At 69.3% G+C, this 22046-nt stretch carries 16 protein-coding genes and 4 tRNA genes; 7 read left to right on the plus strand and 13 right to left on the minus strand.

The window, feature by feature from the left end; genetic code table 11:
- Positions 1–90: 90 nt before the first annotated feature.
- The 7 genes from ACFVTX_RS00440 to ACFVTX_RS00470 form a co-directional block, all read right to left on the minus strand.
- Complete coding sequence (locus tag ACFVTX_RS00440) at positions 91–603, minus strand: HIT family protein (RefSeq protein WP_386898718.1); 513 nt, start codon at positions 601–603, stop codon at positions 91–93.
- Between the two features lie 77 nt (positions 604–680).
- Positions 681–2630 carry a threonine--tRNA ligase gene (gene thrS / locus ACFVTX_RS00445; RefSeq protein ID WP_386898719.1) on the minus strand — a complete coding sequence of 650 codons (1950 nt, stop codon included), beginning with the start codon at positions 2628–2630 and terminating at the stop codon, positions 681–683.
- A gap of 296 nt (positions 2631–2926) precedes the next feature.
- Positions 2927–3211, minus strand: a complete 285-nt coding sequence (locus ACFVTX_RS00450) for a hypothetical protein (protein WP_386897107.1) — start codon at positions 3209–3211, stop codon at positions 2927–2929.
- 185 nt (positions 3212–3396) lie between these two features.
- Positions 3397–4890, minus strand: a complete 1494-nt coding sequence (locus ACFVTX_RS00455; RefSeq protein ID WP_386897109.1) for a hypothetical protein — start codon at positions 4888–4890, stop codon at positions 3397–3399.
- 151 nt (positions 4891–5041) lie between these two features.
- Positions 5042–5116: transfer RNA gene (locus tag ACFVTX_RS00460), tRNA-Val, on the minus strand.
- Between the two features lie 25 nt (positions 5117–5141).
- A tRNA-Cys gene (locus tag ACFVTX_RS00465) sits at positions 5142–5215 on the minus strand.
- Positions 5216–5272: 57 nt separating this feature from the next.
- Positions 5273–5344 (minus strand) — tRNA-Gly (locus ACFVTX_RS00470).
- Between the two features lie 241 nt (positions 5345–5585).
- On the opposite strand from ACFVTX_RS00470, the gene ACFVTX_RS00475 reads away from it, so the two are divergent.
- A tRNA-Val gene (locus ACFVTX_RS00475) sits at positions 5586–5658 on the plus strand.
- A 72-nt stretch (positions 5659–5730) separates the two neighbouring features.
- Here ACFVTX_RS00475 and ACFVTX_RS00480 read toward each other — a convergent pair.
- The 3 genes from ACFVTX_RS00480 to zapE all read right to left on the minus strand — a co-directional run bounded on the left by ACFVTX_RS00480 (position 5731) and on the right by zapE (position 8862).
- Positions 5731–6312 carry a type II toxin-antitoxin system PemK/MazF family toxin gene (locus tag ACFVTX_RS00480; RefSeq protein ID WP_386897111.1) on the minus strand — a complete coding sequence of 194 codons (582 nt, stop codon included), beginning with the start codon at positions 6310–6312 and terminating at the stop codon, positions 5731–5733.
- Between the two features lie 42 nt (positions 6313–6354).
- Complete coding sequence (locus ACFVTX_RS00485; RefSeq protein ID WP_386897113.1) at positions 6355–7617, minus strand: ammonium transporter; 1263 nt, start codon at positions 7615–7617, stop codon at positions 6355–6357.
- Positions 7618–7806: 189 nt separating this feature from the next.
- Complete coding sequence (gene zapE / locus ACFVTX_RS00490) at positions 7807–8862, minus strand: cell division protein ZapE (protein WP_386897115.1); 1056 nt, start codon at positions 8860–8862, stop codon at positions 7807–7809.
- 140 nt (positions 8863–9002) lie between these two features.
- Between zapE and ACFVTX_RS00495 the strand changes: the two genes are divergently transcribed.
- Together ACFVTX_RS00495 and ACFVTX_RS00500 are read left to right on the plus strand one after the other, a co-directional pair.
- A complete protein-coding gene (locus tag ACFVTX_RS00495; RefSeq protein WP_386897117.1) occupies positions 9003–9920 on the plus strand; it encodes a sulfurtransferase in 918 nt (305 codons plus the stop codon).
- Positions 9921–9994: 74 nt separating this feature from the next.
- Positions 9995–10435: a SufE family protein gene (locus tag ACFVTX_RS00500; RefSeq protein ID WP_386897118.1), complete on the plus strand. Its 441-nt coding sequence runs from the start codon at positions 9995–9997 to the stop codon at positions 10433–10435.
- Here ACFVTX_RS00500 and ACFVTX_RS00505 read toward each other — a convergent pair whose 3' ends face one another.
- Positions 10436–11659, minus strand: coding sequence for an alpha/beta hydrolase family protein (locus ACFVTX_RS00505; protein ID WP_386897119.1), 1224 nt, complete (start codon positions 11657–11659; stop codon positions 10436–10438).
- Positions 11660–11747: 88 nt separating this feature from the next.
- Here ACFVTX_RS00505 and ACFVTX_RS00510 point away from each other — a divergent pair, with 88 nt between their 5' ends.
- The 4 genes from ACFVTX_RS00510 (at position 11748) to ACFVTX_RS00525 (ending at position 16951) form a co-directional block, all read left to right on the plus strand.
- Positions 11748–12338, plus strand: a complete 591-nt coding sequence (locus ACFVTX_RS00510) for a DUF3000 domain-containing protein (protein WP_386897120.1) — start codon at positions 11748–11750, stop codon at positions 12336–12338.
- Positions 12331–13527 carry an HRDC domain-containing protein gene (locus ACFVTX_RS00515; protein WP_386897122.1) on the plus strand — a complete coding sequence of 399 codons (1197 nt, stop codon included), beginning with the start codon at positions 12331–12333 and terminating at the stop codon, positions 13525–13527. Before ACFVTX_RS00510 ends, ACFVTX_RS00515 begins: the two co-directional genes overlap by 8 nt.
- A 77-nt stretch (positions 13528–13604) precedes the next feature.
- Positions 13605–14813, plus strand: a complete 1209-nt coding sequence (locus tag ACFVTX_RS00520) for a thiolase family protein (protein ID WP_386897123.1) — start codon at positions 13605–13607, stop codon at positions 14811–14813.
- Complete coding sequence (locus ACFVTX_RS00525) at positions 14810–16951, plus strand: 3-hydroxyacyl-CoA dehydrogenase NAD-binding domain-containing protein (protein ID WP_386897124.1); 2142 nt, start codon at positions 14810–14812, stop codon at positions 16949–16951. The genes ACFVTX_RS00520 and ACFVTX_RS00525 overlap by 4 nt, the downstream gene beginning before the upstream one ends.
- Positions 16952–17114: 163 nt before the next feature.
- On the opposite strand, the gene dxs is transcribed toward ACFVTX_RS00525, so the two are convergent.
- Positions 17115–19067: a 1-deoxy-D-xylulose-5-phosphate synthase gene (dxs, locus tag ACFVTX_RS00530; protein WP_386897125.1), complete on the minus strand. Its 1953-nt coding sequence runs from the start codon at positions 19065–19067 to the stop codon at positions 17115–17117.
- A gap of 133 nt (positions 19068–19200) precedes the next feature.
- On the minus strand, positions 19201–22029 hold the full coding sequence (gene acnA / locus ACFVTX_RS00535) for an aconitate hydratase AcnA (protein WP_386897126.1): 2829 nt from the start codon (positions 22027–22029) through the stop codon (positions 19201–19203).
- Positions 22030–22046 lie beyond the last annotated feature (17 nt).

Raw genomic sequence — 22046 nt, forward strand, 5'->3', positions numbered from 1 at the left:
GCGCGACCTCCGTCGGTCGAGTAGCGAAGCGTATCGAGACCTCTTCCAGGGTCTCGATACGCGCTCCGCGCTCCTCGACCGACTTCGGCGCTACTCGGCCTTCGGCCAGGCGTCGGCGATCTCCTGGCGCACCTCGCCGAGCAGGCGCGGCAGCGCCTTCGTCCCGGCGATGATCGGGAAGAAGTTCGAGTCGAGCGCCCACCGCGGCACGATGTGCTGGTGCAGGTGCTCGGCGATGCCGGCGCCCGCGATGCGCCCCTGGTTCATGCCGATGTTGAAGCCGTCGCAGCGCGAGACCTCTTTCACGACGCGCATCGCGATCTGCGTGAGCAGCCCGATCTCGGCCACCTCTTCAGGGCTCGCGTCGTCGTACGTCGCGATGTGCCGGTACGGGCACACGAGCAGGTGGCCGCTGTTGTACGGGTAGAGGTTCAGCAGCACGTAGGCGTGCTCGCCTCGCGCGACGATGAGCGACTGCTCGTCGCTCATCTCGGGGGCGCGGCAGAACGGGCACGAGTGCTCGTCGGGCTGCTGACCGTGCTGGATGTACACGAGCCGGTGCGGGGTCCAGAGGCGCTGGAACGCGTCGGGAACCCCGGCCATGTCGGCCGAGAGATCGGTCGGCACGCCGTCGAACTCCTCGGTGCCGTAGCTCCGGTCGTCGCCCGCCCCGTCGCCGGTCATGCGAACAGGTCGTCCCGCGTGTTCACCTGCAGGCGCTGGGCGATCGCATCGCGCACCTTCTCGACCGCCGCGGCGATCGGGACCCCGTTCTCCTGGGTGCCGTCGCGGAAGCGGAAGCTGACCGTCTCGCCCGAGCGGTCGTTCTCGCCCGCGATGAGCTGGAGCGGCACCTTCTGCGTGGTGTGGTTGCGGATCTTCTTCTGCATGCGGTCGTCGCTCACGTCGAGGTCGGCGCGAACGCCGTACCCCTTCAGCTGCTCGATGATCGCGCCGAGGTAGGGCGCGTACTCGTCGGCGACGGGAATGCCGACGACCTGGACGGGCGCGAGCCACACCGGGAAGGCACCCGCGTAGTGTTCGAGCAGGATCGCGAAGAACCGCTCGATCGAGCCGAAGAGGGCACGGTGGATCATGATCGGGCGCTTCTTCTGCCCGTCGCGGTCGGTGAACTCGAGGTCGAAGCGCTCGGGCAGGTTCGGGTCGACCTGCACGGTCGAGAGCTGCCAGGTGCGGCCGATCGCGTCGCGCGTCTTCAGGTCGATCTTCGGGCCGTAGAACGCCGCCTCACCGGGCATCTCGGTGAGCTTCAGGCCGCTCGCCCGGGCGACGTTGCGCAGCGCGTTCGTCGAGTACTCCCAGAACTCGTCGGAGCCGATCCACTTGTCCTTCTCGTCGTCGCGCATCGAGAGCTCGAGCTCGAAGTCGTCGAGGCCGAAGTCGCGCAGCATCGAGATGACGAAGTCGATGACCTTGGTCGCCTCTTCTTCGAGCTGCTCGGGGGTGACGAAGAGGTGCGAGTCGTCCTGGGTGAAGCCGCGCACGCGGGTGAGGCCGTGCAGGGCGCCCGAGAGCTCGTTGCGATAGACGGTGCCGTTCTCGGCGAGCCGCATCGGCAGGTCGCGGTAGCTGCGTCCGCGCTCCTTGTAGATGAGGATGTGCATCGGGCAGTTCATGGGCTTCAGGTAGTAGTCCTGGCCCTGCTTCGTGATGTTGCCCTCGGCGTCGCGCTCCTCGTCCATCACGATCGGCGGGAACATGCCGTCCTTGTAGGTGACGAGGTGGTTCGAGGTGAGGAAGAGGTCCTCCTTCGAGATGTGCGGCGTGTACACGTAGGTGTAGCCGCCCTCGATGTGCCGGCGACGGGCGTGCTGCTCCATCTCCATGCGGACGACGCCGCCGCGCGGGTGCCAGACCGAGAGGCCCGACCCGATCTCCTCGGGGAAGCTGAACAGGTCGAGGTCGCGGCCGAGCTTGCGGTGGTCGCGCTTCGCCGCCTCCTCGAGGCGGTGCTGGTAGGCGCGCAGCTCGTCCTTCGTGGGCCACGCGGTGCCGTAGATGCGCTGCAGCTGCGGGTTCTTCTCGGAGCCGCGCCAGTACGCCGCCGCGATGCGGGTGAGCGACCAGCCGTTGCCGATCATGCGGGTGTTCGGCAGGTGCGGGCCGCGGCAGAGGTCCTTCCAGACGGTCTCGCCCGTCTTCGGGTCGACGTTGTCGTAGATGGTGAGCTCGCCTGCACCGACCTCGACGCTCTCGCCAGAATCGCCGGGCACCGTGTCGCCCGTCGAAGCGGAGCCCTTGAGGCCGATGAGTTCGAGCTTGTACGGCTCGTTCGCGAGCTCGGCGCGGGCCTCGTCGTCGGTGACGACGCGCCGCATGAAGCGCTGCCCCGCGCGGATGATGCGCGCCATCTCCTTGTCGAGCGCCTTCAGGTCCTCGGGGGTGAACGGCTCGGCGACGTCGAAGTCGTAGTAGAAGCCGTCGGTGACGGGCGGGCCGATGCCGAGCTTCGCCTCGGGGTTGATCGACTGCACCGCCTGCGCGAGCACGTGCGCGGCCGAGTGCCGCAGGATGTTGAGCCCGTCGGGCGAGTCGATCGTGACCGGCTCGACGACGTCGGCGTCGGTCACCGTCGTCGCGAGGTCCTTGAGCTCGCCGTTGACGCGCATCGCGACAACGGAACGGTCGGTGAAGAGCTCGAAGCCGTCAGCCACCTGGATCCACTCCTTGGATTTTCTCGAAACGAACCCTTCAACTGTAGTCGTGCGCGCACCTCGCCCCGCGCAACGCCCACGACGCCGAAAGGGTGGTACTCGCCTGCTGCACTGCCCCTCGGCGTTCACCGCCCACGAAAGCCCGCGGGGAGCTCTGCGGTGAACGTGCTGCGGATCGCAAGGTGTTCACGGGGCGGCGACCGCGATCACCCTTGGTCTCCAGCGCGAGAGTCACCCGATCCGGGGAGACCTCAGTGCCCGAGCAACGCGCCGATCAACTTGAACGGAGCCGAGATCACCGTCCAGAGGATGCGCCCGATCACCACCCAGACGATTTCCGAAACGATCGCCTCCCCGGCGCTCGACCAGACCCTTGCCCGGGGCGCGACACGCTTCCATTCCGCTCCGTCCACGGTGGAGACAATCCGCCAGCGTCGATCGCACACCGGACACGTCCAGCGACGCCGGAGACGCGCATCGTTCGCGTCAGGGCGAGCACATCGATGGCGCGCGCCAGCGGGCTGCGGGTCGGTCACGATCGGCAGCCTATGGCACCACGGCGTCGGAGCCGAAGGACCGCCGACATCCCTAGCTCGGTCTTGCGCGACGCACCTACGCGACACGGTGCGACGAGCACGGAAACGACGAGAGCCCCGGCATCTCTGCCGGCGCTCTCTGTGCCTCGTCTCTTGGCCGCCTCTCCTCGGATCACCCGTCGCCGTCAGCGCTCGTACAGCACGATCGTCGACCGGTTCGTCTCGAACTCGCTGACCGCGGCGAATCCCTGCACCCCCAGCACATACGGCGCCCCGCGGAGGTCCCCGGCCGAAGGCGCCCCCGCCGTGACGAGCCACAGCCGGTCGATCCCGTCGAGCCTCGACCCGAGCCGGTCGAACTCGACCGTGATGTCGGAGAAACCGCCCGTCTCCTTGAACGAGCGGACGAACGCGACGTCGGTCGTGTTCGCGAACGCGGCCGGATAGCCGGAGAGCGCCAACCGCGGCTGCGTGTTGCCGAAGTTCGAGTCCTCCAGGAACACCCCGTCGCCCGGCTCGGCGTGTCGCTCGATGTAGTCGGCGATCTGGGCGAAGTCGCTTCCGTCGTTCTTGGCCAGGGGCGTGCGCTGGGCGAGGTAGCCGGGTGCGCACGCGAGCGCGAGGGCCGCAACCAGCAGCCAGGCCACCGGCTTCCGGGGAGTGATCGTGAACGCGAGCGCGAGGAGCACGGCGACCGCCGGCACCGCGAAGGACAGGTAGCGGGGGGTGAACACCGATCCGACCGCGGCATCCGCCATCAGCAGGACGAGCAAGGGGACGAAGAACCAGGCGAGCGCGAGTCCGAGCAGGCGGCGTCGAGCGGCCGAGAGGCGGCGGGCGAAGCAGAGGGCCAGCACGAGGGCGACCACGCTCACGCCCGTGGCCACATCCCGGGAGAGCTGGAACGCGGGCTCCGAGAGGATCCCCCACAGATCCCGGCCGGGCTGGTAGGCGATCCACGAGATCTGCTTCTTCTGCTGGAGACCCTCCTGGATCAGCGGGAGCGTGACCAGACCGGCGAGCACGGCGGCCGCCAGCCAGGCGAGAACCGCTCGGCGCCCGCGATGGCGGCGCCAGAGGAAGAACCCGTGGACCGGGATCAGAAGCAGCGAGTAGAGGAAGACCGCCGCCCCGACGATGAGCATGGCCGCATAGGCCCACCACCAACGACGTCGCCCGCTGCGGAGTGCGACCAGCAGGACGACGGTGGTCCACACGGCGACCGCTGCGCTCAGGGCGTAGGAGCGCGCCTCGACCCCGATGAAGGTAACGTGCGGCAGCACCGCGAAGATCGCACCGGAGACGACCCCGACATGCAGGCTCGTGAACATCGAGACCAGCACGACCAGGCCGGCGGCCGCCGCACCGATGGCCAGTGCGGAGAGCGACCGGGTGGCCGCCTCGGACTCGCCGAAGACGCCGATCCAGACCTTCATCAGCGAGTAGTAGCTCAGGTGGACGACATCGATGTACTCGGTGAAGGCGAACAACTCCCGCCAGCTGAGCCGGGCGGCCATCAGCGTGGCGACTTCGTCGAACCAGTACGAGGGAACCCACGAGCCGGCGAAGGAGACGATGAACGCGACGAGCCCGACGGCGCTCGCCGCGCGGTTCCGCCGCACCGGGAAGGGAGTCCGTCGACGCAGCAGCCGCTCCGGTGCAATCGTCGCTGTGTGCACGAGGCTCCTCTCTCACGGATCTCGGGAGAGGATATCGGCGAACCGGTGCACCTGATCGCGAGGCACGCGATCGCGGAACGGCACGGGAGCCCGCCTGGGCCTCATTGCCCGGAAACGACGAAAGCCCCGGCATTTCTGCCGGGGCTTTCTGTGGTGGGCGATACTGGGATCGAACCAGTGACCTCTTCCGTGTCAGGGAAGCGCGCTACCGCTGCGCCAATCGCCCAGAATCGAGTGCGAGGCTCTCGATCTGGAGGTGGATACGGGATTCGAACCCGTGTATACGGCTTTGCAGGCCGCTGCCTCGCCTCTCGGCCAATCCACCGTGTATGGGTTCTCCACCAAAAGAACAGGAGTCAAGCTTGCGCTTGATCCTGATCAGAGCGGATGACGAGATTCGAACTCGCGACCCTCACCTTGGCAAGGTGATGCGCTACCACTGCGCCACATCCGCGTTGCTTTCGCATTTCTGCGTGCAGAGAAGACTTTATACACACTTCGAGCGATTCACAAACTGAACGGCAGGTGAACGGGATTCAGGCCGGTCACACCACCATTCCAGCACTGATTCCCGGGCGTGTCGAGGCCTGGATCCGAGTCGAGGCCCGCTCACATCCCGCTCGATGTGCATTCGCCCCCGATCGTCGGCTAGTATCAAGTCCGCGGTCACCGAGAGGTTCCGCGAAATCCCTTCAGGGCGATTGGCGCAGCTGGTAGCGCGCTTCCTTCACACGGAAGAGGTCGTCGGTTCGAGCCCGGCATCGCCCACACAGAGAAACCCCCGGCAGTCGCCGGGGGTTTCTGCGTTTCCGGGCGGATGCCTCCGCCTCAGGCGGTCGCTCAGTTCCAGCCGTACCGCCGCGAGAGCGCATCGGCGACGCGCTCGAAGCGCGCAGGGTCGAGCGAGGCCGCCTCGCGACGCATCCCGCCGGCGCGGACACGGAACACCCGGTCGGTCTTCGCCCAGCTCGGCCGCCCCGAGGCATCCCAGGGCCCCTCGCCGAGCGAGACGTAGTCGCGTTCGCCGTCGTGCGCCTTGCTCGTGAGCTGCACGGCCAGGTAGTCCCCCGCCTGCGAGGCGGCGACGATGACGACCGGGCGGTCCTTTCCGCGGCCGTCGCGCTCCTCGTAGGGCACCCAGGTCCACACGACCTCACCGGGGTCGGGATCGCCGTCGGGCGTCGGCGCGTAGCGCAGCTCGACGCCGCGCAGCCGGTCGGGGTCGATCTCGATCGTGGCGTCGTCGCCGAACTGCCCCGGAGAGGATTCGCCGGCGAACGGCGCCGGCCGCGGGGCATCCGCCGTCGACGGCGAAGCCGAAGTACTGGTCGGCGAAGCCGTCGACGATCGGGTGGACGCGGGCGAGAGGATCGCCCGCAGCACGCGCCCGAGGGCGGTGAGGAAGCGGCTGGTGTCTGACACACCGGCACACTACCCCACCGCCCTCGGGCGGCCGGAGGGGGCTCAGACGGTCTCGAGCTTGTAGGCGTCCTCTCCGTGCACGACGGTGTCGATGCCGGCGATCTCGTCCTCGTTCTTCACGCGGAAGCCCATCGTCTTCTGGATGATCGTGCCGATCGCGAAGGTCAGCACGAACGAGTACGCGAGGACCGAGGCCGCGGCGATCGCCTGCACCGCGAGCTGCGTGAAGTCGCCGCTGTAGATGAGGCCGGTGCCGTTGGCGAAGATGCCGAGGTAGAGCGTGCCGATGAGGCCGCCGACGAGGTGGATGCCCACGACGTCGAGCGAGTCGTCGAAGCCGAACTTGAACTTCAGGTCGATCGCGAGGGCGCACACCGCACCGGCGACGAGGCCGAGCACGATCGCCCAGACCGGCGTCAGCGAGGCGCAGGCCGGGGTGATGGCGACCAGGCCCGCGACGGCGCCCGAGGCGGCGCCCACCGAGGTCGGCTTGCCGTCCTTGATCTTCTCGACGAGGAGCCAGGCGAGCAGGGCCGCCGCCGGGGCCGCGATCGTGTTGACGAAGGCGAGGGCAGCCGTGCCGTCGGCGGCGAGCTCGGAGCCCGCGTTGAAGCCGAACCAGCCGAACCACAGGAGGCCGGCGCCGAGGAGCACGAACGGCGGGTTGTGGGGAACGTGCGCCCCCTTCGAGAAGCCGACGCGCTTGCCGAGCACGAGCGCGAGGGCGAGGGCCGCCGCGCCGGCGTTGATGTGCACCGCCGTGCCGCCCGCGAAGTCGATCGCGCCGACGCCGAAGAACTCCTGCATGCCGTACGTGATCCAGCCGCCGTAGGCGAAGCTGCCGTCGTCGGCGAGGCCGAAGTTGAACACCCAGCTCGCGACCGGGAAGTAGACGATCGTCGCCCAGATGCCGGCGAACACCATCCACGCGCCGAACTTGGCGCGGTCGGCGATCGCACCCGAGATGAGCGCGACGGTGAGGATCGCGAACGTCGCCTGGAACGCCACGAAGGCGAGCGGCGGGTACGCGGCGCCGTCTGGGGTCTCGAGGAGGCTCGACAGGCCGATCGCCGACCAGTCGATCGACCAGGGTGCGACGAGGCCCTCGGCGCCCGGGAACGCGATGGCGTAGCCGTAGAGCACCCACAGGACGCCGATCAGGCCGAGTGCGCCGAAGCTCAGCATCATCATGCTGATGACGCTCTTGGCCTTGACGAGCCCGCCGTAGAAGAACGCGAGCCCCGGCGTCATCAGCAGCACCAGGGCTGCGGCGATCAACAGGAACGCGGTGTTGCCTTGATCCATCTCTCGAACCTCTCTCGGAATACAGGGCGGGGGACCCTGTGCGCCCCAGTTTCATGAGGCTTCGTTTCGAGAGGGATCGTGCGATGTTTCGTGCCCGTTACGGCTCGCGGAGCTGTGTGAACAGCGCGTTTCGGGATGCTTCGCATCGGCGAGGAACTCGCCGTGGAATCGCCCGGCCGTGCGCGCAGCTCAGTCGTGCGGCGGCAGCTCGCCCGAGGTCAGCGCGATCATGCGCGAGATCGCCCGGAGGTACTTCTTGCGGTAGCCGCCCGACATCATGTCGCCGCCGAACACCTCGTCGAGCGGGATGCCGCTCGTGATGATGGGCACCTCGGCGTCGTAGGCCCGGTCGATGAACGCGACGAGGCGGAGCGCGGCGTTCTGGTCGGTGAGCTCGTGCACGCCCTGCAGCGCGATCGTGTCGAGCCCCTGCACGAGCTTCACGTACTTCGAGGGGTGCACGGTCGCGAGATGCGCGATGAGGGCGTCGAAGGTGTCGAGCGAGACGGTGTGCTCGCGGGCGGCGAGGGCCTGCGCCGTGCGGGCGACCTCGTCGTCGGTCGCAAGCGCGAGCGCATGCCCTTCGGTGTCGCGGCGGCGGTAGTCGAGCCCGTCGATGCGGAGCGTCTCGAAGTTCGAGGAGAGCGCGTGGATCTCGCGGAGGAAGTCGGCCGCGGCGAACCGCCCCTCGCCGAGGGCGTTCGGCGGCGTGTTCGACGTGGCCGCGACCCGCGTGCCGCTCGCCATCAGCTCGCCGAGGAAGCGAGTCATCAGCATCGTGTCGCCCGGGTCGTCGAGCTCGAACTCGTCGATGCAGATGAGCTTCGCCCCGCGCAGCAGTTCGACGGCCGGCTGGTAGCCGAGCGCGCCGACGAGCGCGGTGTACTCGATGAAGGTGCCGAAGTACTTCGGGCCGTGCGCGACGTGCCAGAGGGCCGCGAGCAGGTGCGTCTTGCCGACGCCGAACCCGCCGTCGAGGTAGACGCCGGGCAGTTCGATGCGAGCCGGTCGCTTGCGAGAGAAGAAGCCGCCCGGGCGCTGCGCTGCGCGCCATGCGCCGGCGAACTGGTTGAGCCGCTCGAGAGCCGCCTGCTGCGAGGGGAAGTCGGGGTCGGGGCGGTACGACTCGAAGGAGGCGTGCTCGAACTGCGGCGGCGGCACGAGCTCCGACGCGATCTCGGCCCCCGAGATGACCGGGTTGCGGTCGACGAGGCGGATGGGGTCGTGGCTGGAGGCCGTGGTCATGCTGGTGAGCTCCCGTGTTGCACCGGATGACGGGTGCCGTGACTGCGCCCCGCGGGCCGCGTAGATTCGAGGGTGGACAGGTCATCAGCCTAGTCCGCTCCCCCGCCCCGCCCGCCGACCAGGCGATCACAGGAGGTCACATGTCCGCCGAGTTCGACTCCGCCGCGAAGTTCGCCGAATACGCCCACCCCGAGCGGCTCGTCTCGACCTCCTGGCTCGCCGAGCATCTCGACGACCCGGGTCTCGTCGTCGTCGAGTCCGACGAGGACGTCCTCCTCTACGAGACCGGCCACATCCCCGGCGCGGTGAAGATCGACTGGCATCTCGACCTCAACGACCCGGTCGTGCGCGACTACGTGAGCGAGGAGCGGTTCGCGGCGCTCCTCGGCTCGAAGGGCATCTCGCGCGACTCGACGATCGTCGTCTACGGCGACAAGAGCAACTGGTGGGCCGCGTACGCGCTCTGGGTGTTCACGCTCTTCGGGCACGCAGACGTGCGCCTCCTCGACGGCGGTCGCGACCTCTGGATCGCCGAGGGCCGACCGCTCACGACCGACGCCCCCGAGGTGACCCCCGTCGATTACCCGGTCGTCGCCCGCGACGACTCGGGCGTGCGCGCCTTCAAGGAGGACGTGCTCGCGCACCTCGGGCAGTCGGCGGCCGGCGGGAGGGCGCTCGTCGACGTCCGCTCCCCCGAGGAGTACAGCGGAGAGCGCACGACCGCCCCGGCCTACCCCGAGGAGGGGGCGCTCCGTGCGGGCCACATCCCCACCGCGGCATCCGTGCCGTGGGCTCGCGCTGCTGCGGGCGACGGCACCTTCAAGTCGCGTGCCGAGCTCGACGCGATCTACCGCGACGAGGTCGGCCTCGCCGACGACGACGACATCGTGGCGTACTGCCGCATCGGCGAGCGGTCGAGCCACACCTGGTTCGTGCTGCAGCACCTGCTCGGCTTCGAACAGGTGCGCAACTACGACGGCTCCTGGACGGAGTGGGGCAGCGCGGTGCGAGTGCCGATCGTGACGGGCACCGAGCGGGGCGAGGCGCCCGCGCGCTGAATCCCTGCGCGCTGATCGGCCCGCGACCGGCGGTCACGGGCGACGCGCAGTCGGCACGTGGGAGGATTGATCCGATGGAACAGACCACTCTTCCCGAGCTCCTCGCCGAGACCCGCGACGACTTCCTCGCGCTCGAGGTTCGCGATCGACTGCAGTTGCTGCTCGAGTTCTCGAACGAGCTTCCCGAGCTGCCCGAGCGCTACGCCGAGCACCCCGACCTGCTCGAGCGCGTCGAGGAATGCCAGTCGCCGGTGTTCATCTTCGTCGAGGTCGAGAACGGCGTCGTGCACCTGTTCGCGACGGCGCCGGCCGAGTCGCCGACGACGCGGGGCTTCGCGTCGATCCTCGTGCAGGGCCTCGCTGGGCTCACCGTGCAGGAGGTGCTCGACATCCCCGCCGACTACCCGCAGTCGCTCGGGCTCGGGGCGGCCGTGTCGCCGCTCCGCGTGCGCGGCATGACGGGCATGCTCGCGCGGGTGAAGCGGCAGCTGCGCGAACGCACCGCCGTCGCCTGATCAGCCGACGATCTCGACGGCCTCGTCGTCGTGATCGGCCGGGGTCCGCGCGGCGAGCCAGGTGGTGATGAGCGCGTTCCAGCGCTCGGGGTCGTGGTTCCACAGCTTCGTGTGCCGGGCTTCGGCGAACTCCTCGAACTGGATGAGATCGGGTCGGGATGCCGCGAAGCGGCGTGACCCGTCGATCGGCACGAACCCGTCGTCGACGCTGTGCATGAGCAGGATCGGCACCGTGAACTCCTCGGCGCGCACGACGGGATCGAGGTCTTCGAGGTCGATCGGGGCGGCGAGGCCCGTGAGCCCGCCGCCGTAGGGGGCGCCGAGGAGACGGGCGACGACGTCGCCGAGGCCGCGCGGCAGCCCGAGCGCCCCGCCCTGGAACCGGAGGATGTCGACCCAGTCGATCGCGGGCGACTCGAGGATGATGCCGACGAGGCGTTCGCGCACCTCCGCGGAGCGGAGCACCGCCTGCAGGGAGATCATGCCGCCCATCGACCAGCCCATGAGCACGATCTCGCTCGCGCCGCGCTCGATCGCGTACCCGACGGCGGCGACGACGTCGACCCACTCGGTGCCGCCGAGGCCGTAGCGCCGATCGCTGCTCGCCGGGGCTTCGCCGTCGTTGCGGTAGGAGATGAGGAGGCTGTTCCAACCGGCCGCCCGCGTGGCATCCACCGCGCGAAGCGTCTCGTGCCGCTTCGCACCGCGCCCGTGCACCTGCACCACCCACCGATCGCTCGGGGAGTCGGGCGCGAACACCCAGGCCGGCGCGGGGCCGAGCTCCGTCTCGATGAGGACGTCCTCGTAGGGCAGGTCGAGCTCCCACGGGCCGAGGTGGTACCAGCCGTTGATCCGCCCGCGCGTCGCACGCTCGGGCCGCCCGAAGTCCGTCGCGGTGAGGTGCCTGCGGACCCGGCCGTCGTGCTCCTCGATGACGTCGCCGAGGCGGGCGTGCCCCGAGTCGTGCTCGAACCAGAGCCCGTACGGCCCGCGCATTCGCGCCTCCGCGTTCGCGGCGAGGGTGATCTCGTGGGCGACGGTGTCGACCGAGAGGATCCGCAGATCCTGTTCGCGGCGCGTCGGCGGCGTGACGACCTTGCGGGCGAAGACGACGGCGAGCATCGCCGCCGCGGCGCCGGTCGCGAAGGCGAGTGCGGCGGCGAGCAGCGCCGCGGCGCCGACCATCGTCCGCGCCGATCCTCGTTGCTTGCTGCGCTCCGCCATCGGCATCCTCCCCGGTCAACCGTCTCGTGTGCGTCGCGATGCGGCGTGCCGCCGTCATCGGCTCCCGTCGAGACTCTAGTCTGCACTCGTGCCCGACCACCCGTCCTCGCTTCCCGCCGAGTTCGAGGCAGCGCTCGCCTCGATTCGAGCCGCCGTCCCGCGTGCCGAACTCGCGGTCACGGAGATTCCGGCGCCCGGCGGACTCGCGCCGCATTCGCTCGCCCTGTCGGCCGATGTCTCCCCCACGAGCCACGGCGATGACTCCGAGCTGGGTACCGGCCGGTTCATCCTGCTGTACGACCCGAGCGAACCCGAGGCCTGGGGCGGCCGGTTCCGCGTCGTGTGCTTCGCCCAGGCACCCCTCGAGACCGACATCGGGCTCGACCCGTTCCTCGCCGACGTCGCCTGGTCGTGGCTGATCGACGCGCTCGACGCGCGGGGCGCGCACTACATCGCCGCGTCGGGCACGGCGACGAAGATCCTCTCGACCGGATTCGGCGAGTTGGCCGCGCAGGGCGACGGGGCGCAGATCGAACTGCGAGCCTCGTGGACCCCCCTCGATTCGGAGATCGCCGCCCATGTGGAAGGCTGGAGCGAGTTGCTGTGTATGCTCGCAGGGCTTCCGCCCCGTTCGGACGGGGTGACCGCACTGCCCCGTCGGAGGTCGAATCGTGGATGACTACCGGGTGATCGAGACGCCCGCGGAGTTCGACGACGCCGTCGCGACCCTCCTCGGCGGCGAAGGACCCATCGCGGTCGACGCCGAACGTGCGAGCGGCTTCCGCTACTCGCAGCGGGCCTACCTCATCCAGATGTACCGGCGCGGCTCGGGCGTCTTCCTCTTCGATCCGCCGCAGATCCCCGACTTCTCGGAGCTGCAGGCCGGCATCCATGCCGATGAGTGGGTGCTGCACGCCGCCAGCCAGGATCTCGCGTGCCTGCGCGAGGTCGGCCTCGACCCCGACCGCATCTTCGACACCGAACTCGCGGCGCGACTGCTCGGCATGCCGCGCGTCGGGCTCGCCTCGGTCGTCGAGGAACTGCTCGACATCAAACTCGCCAAGGAGCACTCGGCGGCGGACTGGTCGACGCGGCCGCTGCCGCAGTCGTGGCTCAAGTACGCCGCGCTCGACGTCGAACTCCTCGTCGATGTACGCGACCGGCTCGTCGAGCGTCTCGCCGACGCCGGGAAGACCGAGCTCGGCGAACAGGAGTTCGACGCCGTGCTGCACCGGGCGGCGAAGCCGGCCTCCGCCGAGCCCTGGCGGCGGCTCTCCGGCATCCATGCGATGCGCAGCGCGCGCAACCTCGCCGTCGCACGCGAGCTCTGGCTCTCCCGCGACGAGCTGGCCTCCTCGACCGATGTCGCTCCCGGCCGCCTCGTTCCCGACGCCTCCGTCGTCGCCGTCGCGAAGGCGCTGCCGTCGACGCGTCGTGCGCTCGCGGACCTCCGCGAGTTCACGGGGCGCGCGAGCCGCAGCGAGCTCGACCGCTGGTGGACGGCCGTGGAGCGCGGACTCACGACGAGCGAGCTCCCGGCGGTCCGGGTCCCGAACGACGCGCCTCCGCCACCACGCGCCTGGGCCGGCCGGAACCCCGAGGCCGACGCGCGCCTGAAGCTCGCGAAGACGGCCGTCGCCGAGGTGGCCGAGTCGCTCGTGATGCCGGTCGAGAACCTGCTGACCCCTGATTTCCTGCGGCGCGTCGCGTGGACGCCGCCGAAGCCCGCCGATGCCGAATCAATCGGTGCGGCGCTCGCTGCGCTCGGGGCCCGGCCCTGGCAGGTTGACGCAACCGCACAGATTATCGCCGCCGCATTTGTCGAGGCGTCACAAGCGGTTCTCGACGCTACCTCAGCCGATTCGTAGGAACCGTCAAGCGATTCCGCGCCCCCGCGACCGCGTTCGTAGGATCGAAGCAATCCTGATCGAAAGTGAGCTGCAGCGTGGCTGATCAAGCTGAAGTCGTGTTCGTCGACGGGGTCCGCACCCCGTTCGGCAAGGCCGGCGAAAAGGGCATGTACTGGAACACCCGAGCCGACGACCTGGTCGTGAAGGCGATCGTCGGACTCCTCGAACGCAACCCGAACGTCCCGAAGGATCGCATCGACGACGTCGCGATCGCGGCGACCACCCAGACCGGCGACCAGGGTCTCACCCTCGGCCGCACGGCGGCGATCCTCGCCGGGCTGCCGAAGACGGTGCCCGGGTTCTCGATCGACCGCATGTGCGCCGGCGCGATGACCGCGGCCGCGATGATGGCGGGCTCGATCGGTTTCGGCATGTACGACCTCGCCATCGCCGGCGGCGTCGAGCACATGGGCCACCACCCGATGGGCTCGGGCGTCGACCCAAACCCGCGCTTCCTGAGCGAGCGTCTCGTGGGCGAGGACGCCCTCGTCATGGGCGCCACCGCCGAGCGCATCCACGACCGCTTCCCGCAGCTCACGAAGGAGCGCAGCGACCGCTTCGCCCTCGCGAGCCAGCAGAAGACCGCCGCGGCGTACGCCGCCGGCAAGATCCAGCAGGACCTGGTCCCCGTCGCCATCCGCACCGAGGAGGGCTGGGGCCTCGCCACCCGTGACGAGGTCATGCGCCCCGAGACGACGCTCGAGGGCCTCGCCGCTTTGAAGACGCCCTTCCGCCCCCACGGCCGCATCACGGCCGGCAACGCCTCGGGTCTCAACGACGGCGCGACGGCGGCCCTGCTCGCCTCGGGTTCGCTCGCGAAGGAGCTCGGCCTCGCCCCGAAGATGAAGCTCGTGAGTTTCGCCTTCGCCGGCGTCGACCCCGAGATCATGGGCATCGGCCCGATCCCCGCGACCGAGAAGGCGCTGCGCAAGGCGGGCCTCACGATCGACGACATCGACCTCTTCGAGATGAACGAGGCGTTCGCGGTGCAGGTGCTGTCCTTCATGGACCACTACGGCATCGACGACGAGGACCCCCGCGTGAACCCGTGGGGCGGCGCGATCGCGGTCGGCCACCCCCTCGCGTCCTCGGGCGTGCGTCTCATGAACCAGCTCGCGAGCCAGTTCGCCGAGCGCCCCGAACTGCAGTACGGCATCACCAGCATGTGCGTCGGCCTCGGCCAGGGCGGCACGATGATCTGGGAGAACCCGAACTTCGACAAGAAGGCGAAGAAGCGCGCATGACCGACTACTCGACGATCGACTTCGACTCGCTCGTCGCCCTCGCCGGCGACGACGAGGTCGTGACGCACTCCTACGTGCGCGACGTGCCGCTCTCGGGCGGCAAGACCCTCGCCCTCCTCACCCTCGACAACGGCCGCGACCACACCCGCCCGAACACGCTCGGCGCGGCGACGCTGCTCGAGTACGCGGCGAAGCTCGACGAGCTGAAGGCGCGCGCGGCGGCCGGCGAGATCCACGCCGTCGCCGTGACGGGCAAGCCGTTCATCCTCGCCGCGGGCGCCGACCTCTCGAAGGTCGCCGAGATCCCTGACAAGGAGACGGCGAAGAAGTTCGTGCAGCTCGGCCACTACGCCCTTGCGAAGCTCGGCGAGGTCGGCGTGCCGTCGTTCACGTTCTACAACGGGCTCGCGCTCGGCGGCGGCCTCGAGATCGGCCTCCACGCCGACTACCGCACGGTGGATGCCTCGGCACCGGCCCTCGCCCTCCCCGAGGTGTTCCTCGGGCTCATCCCCGGTTGGGGCGGCGCGACGATCCTGCCGAACCTCATCGGCATCGAGAACGCCCTCAAGGTCGTCATCGAGAATCCGCTGAAGCAGAACCGCACGCTCAAGGGCCAGGACGCCCTCGACCTCGGCATCGCCGACGCGATCTTCCCCTCGGTGAGCTACCTCGAGGACTCGATCCGCTGGGCCGACGACGTCGTCTCCGGGCGCATCAAGGTGAAGCGCCCCAACGAGCCAGGCAAGATGGAGCGCCTCGTCAAGTGGGACGCGGCGATCGGCATCGCGACGAAGATGCTGAAGAGCCGCATCGGCTCGGTGCCGCAGTCGCCGTACGCGGCGCTCGACCTGATGAAGGCGGCCAAGAGCGGCACCCGCGCCGAGGGCTTCCAGCGTGAAGACGAGGTGCTCGCCGACCTCATCGCGGGCGACCAGCTGCATGCGTCGATCTACGCCTTCAACCTCGTGCAGAAGCGCACGAAGCGCCCCGCCGGCGCCCCCGACAAGGCCCTCGCGAAGAAGGTCACGAAGGTCGGTGTGATCGGCGCAGGGTACATGGCGAGCCAGCTCGCGCTGCTCTTCGTGCGCCGCCTCCGTGTGCCCGTCGTGATCACCGACATCGACCAGGAGCGCGTCGACAAGGGCGTCTCCTACATCGCGGGCGAGATCGACGCGCTGCTCGGCAAGGGCCGCATCTCCCCCGACGAGGCGAACCGCCTGAAGGCGCTCGTCACGGGCACCACCGACAAGGCCGACTTCGCCGACTGCGACTGGGTCATCGAGGCCGTCTTCGAAGAGCTCGAGATCAAGCAGAACGTGTTCGCCGAGATCGAGCAGCACATCTCCCCCGAGGCCGTGCTCGCGACGAACACCTCGTCGCTCTCGGTCGAGCAGATCGGTGCGAAGCTCGCCCACCCCGAGCGGCTCGTCGGCTTCCACTTCTTCACCCCGGTCGCGGTCATGCCGCTCATCGAGGTCGTGAAGACGCCGTTCACCGACGAGGCGACGCTGTCGACCGCGATGGTCGCCGCGAAGAACCTGAAGAAGAACGCCGTCATCACGGCCGACACTCCGGGCTTCGTCGTCAACCGCCTGCTCGCGGTGCTCCTCGGCGAGGCGATGCGCGCCGTCGACGAGGGCACCTCGTTCGAGACGGTCGACCAGGCGATCGCCCCGCTCGGCCTGCCGATGGCGCCGTCGGTGCTGCTCGACCTCGTCGGCCTCAAGGTCGGCGCGCACGTCCTCGACACGCACCACGCGGCGTTCCCCGAGCGGTTCTACCGCAGCGAGAACCTGCACAAGCTCGCCGACTACGGCAAGCTGCTCGAGAAGGACGACAAGGGCAAGGTCAAGGGCTTCGACAAGGGCGCCCTGAAGATCGTGTCGGGCGGCAAGAACGCCCGCTCGGCCGAGGAGATTCTCGTCGCCCTGCAGGACGGTCTGGCCCGCGAGGTCAAGCTCATGCTCGACGGCGAGGTCGTCGCGGCCCCCGAAGACATCGACCTCTGCATGATCCTCGGTGCCGGGTTCCCGTTCCAGATGGGCGGCCTCACGCCCTACCTCGACCGGGTCGGCGCGTCCGAGCGGGTCTTCGGCGACACCTTCCACCACCCGCGCGTGGTGGGCGTCGGCGCCTAGTCGGCGCACCACGGTACGCGAACGCGGCCCCCGGCTTCGGCCGGGGGCCGCGTTTCGCATTCGAGCGGATGCCACGGCGCGCGCCGGTGCGCGCACTGCGGCGCGGGGGTATCCGATCGCCCTGAACCTCGATGAGCCGCGCGCCCGCGAACGCGGGCGCCGATCAGATGCGGGGCTGCGGGCTCGTGTCGGTGGGCACCGCTGCGGTCTCGGCGTCGGCGGCACGGGCGTGCGGCAGCTTCGAGCCGAGCACCATCGCCGTCACGTCGCGCGCGATGTGCTGCGGCGTCAGTCCGACGCGCTCGAGGATGTCGGCACGCGAGCCGTGCTCGAGGAACTCGTCGGGCAGACCCAGTTCGGTGACTGCCGTGTCGACGTCGGCCTCGCGGAGATCCTGGCGGATGCGGGTTCCGATGCCGCCGACGCGGATGCCGTCCTCGAGGCTGACGACGATGCGGTGCTCGGCCGAGAGGTCGATGACGCTGCGCGGCACCGGGACGACCCAGCGCGGGTCGACGACCGTCGCACCGATGCCCTGCGCCTCGAGACGCTCGGCGACGGCGAGGCCGATGCCGGCCATCGGGCCGACGGTGACGAGCAGCACGTCTTTGCGGTCGGACTCGGCGAGGACGTCGACACCGTCGTCGGTGCGCCGGACGGCGTCGTAGTCGACGCCGACGGTGCCCTTCGGGAAGCGCAGCACCGTGGGTGCGTCCTCGACGGCCACGGCCTCACCGAGCTCCTCGGCGAGTCGCACCGCGTCGCGGGGTGCGGCGATCCGGATGCCGGGCACGACCTGGAGGATCGAGAGATCCCAGACGCCGTGGTGGCTCGGGCCGTCGGGGCCGGTGACACCGGCGCGGTCGAGCACGAACGTCACGCCCGCCTTGTGCAGCGCGACGTCCATCAGCACCTGGTCGAAGGCGCGGTTGATGAAGGTCGCGTACACGGCGACCACCGGGTGCAGTCCGCCGAACGCGAGGCCCGCGGCCGCGGTCGCCGCGTGCTGCTCGGCGATGCCGACGTCGAACACCCGGTTCGGGAAGCGCTCGGCCATGCGGTGGAGTCCGGTCGGACGGAGCATCGCCGCGGTGATGCCGACCAGGCGTTCGTTCTGCTCGGCGAGGTGCACGAGCTCGTCGGCGAAGGCGCTCGTCCACGAGGGGCCGGCGGATGCCTCGAGCGACTCCCCCGTCTCTGGGTCGATCTGGCCGACCGCGTGGAACTGGTCGGCGACGTCACGGCGGGCCGGCTCGTAGCCGCGGCCCTTCTCGGTGATCGTGTGCACGATGACCGGTGCGCCGTAGGCCTTCGCCTGCCGCAGCGCCGCCTCCATGGCGTGCTCGTCGTGCCCGTCGACCGGGCCGATGTACTTGATGTCGAGGTTCGAGTAGAGCGCCTCGTTGTCGGTGAACCGGCTGAGGAACCCGTGCAGGCCGCCGCGGACACCGCGGTAGAACGCCTGCGCAGGGCCGCCGAGCTTGTCGAAGGCGCGACGGCTCGAGAGGTGCAGGTTGCGGTAGCCCTGCTTCGTGCGCACCGTGTTGAGGAAGCGCGCCATGCCGCCGATCGTCGGCGCGTACGAACGACCGTTGTCGTTGACGACGACGATGAGCTTGCGCGTGTTGTCGTCGGAGATGTTGTTGAGCGCCTCCCACGTCATGCCGCCGGTGAGCGCGCCGTCGCCGACGACCGCGATCACGTGACGATCGCTCTGGCCCGTCATCTCGAACGCCTTCGAGATGCCGTCGGCCCACGACAGCGAGCTCGAGGCGTGGGAGCTCTCGACGATGTCGTGCTCCGACTCGGAGCGCTGCGGGTAGCCCGCGAGTCCGCCCGTGCGGCGCAGCGACGAGAGGTCGGTGCGGCCGGTGAGCAGCTTGTGCACGTACGACTGGTGGCCCGTGTCGAAGACGATCGCGTCGCGCGGCGACTGGAACACGCGGTGGATGGCGATCGTCATCTCGACGACGCCGAGGTTCGGCCCGAGGTGGCCGCCGGTCTTCGACACCGACTCGACCAGATACTCGCGGATCTCTCTCGCGAGCTGCTCGAGCTGTTCCTGGCTCAACGCATCGAGATCGCGCGGGCCAGAGATCGTCGAGAGCAGGGTCATACGTGGTGCCTCCGGAGTGACGCGGCGGTGCCGCCGAACGGAACGAGTCTACGCCGGGCAGGCTGTGAGCCCGGGCAGACGAGGGGGCGATCGGCGGAATCGCCGATCGCCCCCTCGGAGAGTGTGCGTCGCGTCAGACGAGGCTGCGGAGCACGTACTGCAGGATGCCGCCGTTGCGGTAGTAGTCGGCCTCACCCGGCGTGTCGATGCGGACGACCGCGTCGAACTCGACGGGCTGCTTGCCCTCGGCCGAGAACTCGCTCGGCACGGCGGTGACGCGCACCGTCTTCGGGGTGACGCCTCCGTTCAGCTGCTCGAGACCCGAGATCGAGACGATCTCGGTGCCGTCGAGACCGAGCGACTCCCAGCTCTCGCCCGCCGGGAACTGCAGCGGGACGACGCCCATGCCGATGAGGTTCGAGCGGTGGATCCGCTCGAAGCTCTCGGTGATGACCGCCTTGACGCCCAGCAGGCTCGTGCCCTTGGCCGCCCAGTCGCGCGACGAACCCGAGCCGTACTCCTTGCCGCCGAAGATGACGAGCGGAGTGCCCTCGGCCTGGTAGTTCTGGCTCGCGTCGTAGATGTACGACTGCGGCCCGCCCGCCTGGGTGAAGTCGCGGGTGAAACCGCCCTCGACGACCTGGCCGTCGTTGACGGCCGAGACGAGGAGGTTCTTCAGACGGATGTTCGCGAACGTGCCGCGGATCATGACCTCGTGGTTGCCGCGGCGCGAGCCGTAGGAGTTGAAGTCCTTGCGGTCGACGCCGTGCTCGGTGAGGTACTGGGCCGCCGGGGTGCCCGCCTTGATGTTGCCGGCCGGGCTGATGTGATCGGTCGTGACCGAGTCGCCGAGGGTCGCGAGCACGCGGGCGCCCGAGATGTCGGCGACGGGCGTGAGCTCCATCGACATGCCCTCGAAGTACGGCGCCTTGCGCACGTACGTCGAGTCGGCGTCCCATTCGAAGATCGGGCCGGTCGGGGTGGGCAGCGTCTTCCAGCGCTCGTCGCCCTCGAACACGGTGGCGTACTGCTTGATGAACTGCTCACGCGAGATCGAGGAGTCGATGATCTCCTGCACCTCTTCGGGTGCGGGCCAGATGTCCTTCAGGAAGACGTCGTTGCCCTCGCCGTCCTTGCCGAGCGGGTCGGTCTCGAAGTCGAAGTTCATCGAACCGGCCAGCGCGTAGGCGACGACGAGCGGCGGCGACGCGAGGTAGTTCATCTTCACGTCGGGGCTGATGCGGCCCTCGAAGTTGCGGTTGCCCGAGAGCACCGCGGTGACGGCAAGGTCGTTGTCGTTGATCGCGGCCGAGACCTCTTCGATCAGCGGACCCGAGTTGCCGATGCAGATCGTGCAGCCGTAGCCGACGGTGTAGAAGCCGAGGCCCTCGAGCGACTTGTCGAGGCCCGACTTCTCGTAGTAGTCGGTGACGACCTTCGAGCCCGGGCCGAGCGTGGTCTTCACCCACGGCTTGGTCTTCAGGCCCTTCTCGAGCGCCTTGCGGGCGAGCACGCCCGCCGCGATCATGACCGACGGGTTCGAGGTGTTCGTGCATGAGGTGATCGCCGCGAGGGCGACCGAACCGTGGTTCAGCGTGAACGACGCGCCACCGGCGACCGTCACCGGCGTCGGCTTCGAGACCGTCTTCGGCGCGTGCGAGTGGTGGTGGTGCTCGTGGTGGTTCGACTCGTCTTCGGGGGTGAAGCCGGGCGGGTCGGAGGCCGGGAACGACTCGGAGATCGTCAGGTCGACGAGGTCGTGGTCGACGTCGGCGTAGTTCGTGAGGTCGAGCTCGAACTGCTCCTTCGAGCGCGACAGCAGGATGCGGTCCTGGGGGCGCTTCGGGCCGGCGATCGACGGGACGACGGTCGAGAGGTCGAGCTCCATGTACTCGCTGAACGCGGGCTCGTTGTCGGCGTCGTGCCAGAGCTTCTGCACCTTGGCGTACTGCTCGACGAGCGCGACCGCAGCCTCGTCGCGGCCGGTGAGGCGCAGGTAGTCGAGGGTCACGTCGTCGATCGGGAACATGGCCGCGGTCGAACCGAACTCGGGGCTCATGTTGCCGATGGTGGCGCGGTTCGCGAGGGGAACCGAGGCGACGCCGGCGCCGTAGAACTCGACGAACTTGCCGACGACGCCGTGCTTGCGCAGCAGGTCGGTGATCGTGAGCACGACGTCGGTCGCGGTCACGCCCGCGGGGATCTCACCCGTGAGCTTGAAGCCGACGACGCGCGGGATGAGCATCGAGACGGGCTGGCCGAGCATGGCCGCCTCGGCCTCGATGCCGCCGACGCCCCAGCCGAGCACGCCGAGGCCGTTGACCATCGTCGTGTGCGAGTCGGTGCCGACGCAGGTGTCGGGGTACGCGCGGAGCACGCCGCCGACGGTGCGGTCGTAGACGACCTTCGCGAGGTGCTCGATGTTGACCTGGTGCACGATGCCGGTGCCCGGGGGCACCACCTTGAAGTCGTTGAACGCCGTCTGGCCCCAGCGGAGGAACTGGTAGCGCTCGCCGTTGCGCTCGTACTCGATCTCGACGTTGCGCTCGAGGGCGTTCTCGGTGCCGAAGAGGTCGGCGATGACCGAGTGGTCGATGACCATCTCGGCCGGCGAGAGCGGGTTGATCTTGCTGGGGTCGCCGCCGAGGGCGGTGACCGCCTCGCGCATGGTGGCGAGGTCGACGATGCACGGCACGCCCGTGAAGTCCTGCATCACGACGCGCGCGGGCGTGAACTGGATCTCGGTGTCGGGCTCGGCCTGGGGATCCCACGAGCCGAGGGCCTCGATCTGCTCCTTGGTGACGTTCGCGCCGTCCTCGGTGCGGAGCAGGTTCTCGAGCAGCACCTTCAGGCTGAACGGAAGCTTCTCATGACCCGGCACGGTGTCGAGCCGGAAGATCTCATAGGACTCATCACCGACGCGGAGCGTGTCCTTCGCCCCGAAACTGTTCACTGCAGACACGATGTCCTCTCCTTCGC

The sequence above is a fragment of the Agromyces sp. NPDC058136 genome (assembly GCF_042884375.1).
Lineage (GTDB): Bacteria > Actinomycetota > Actinomycetes > Actinomycetales > Microbacteriaceae > Agromyces.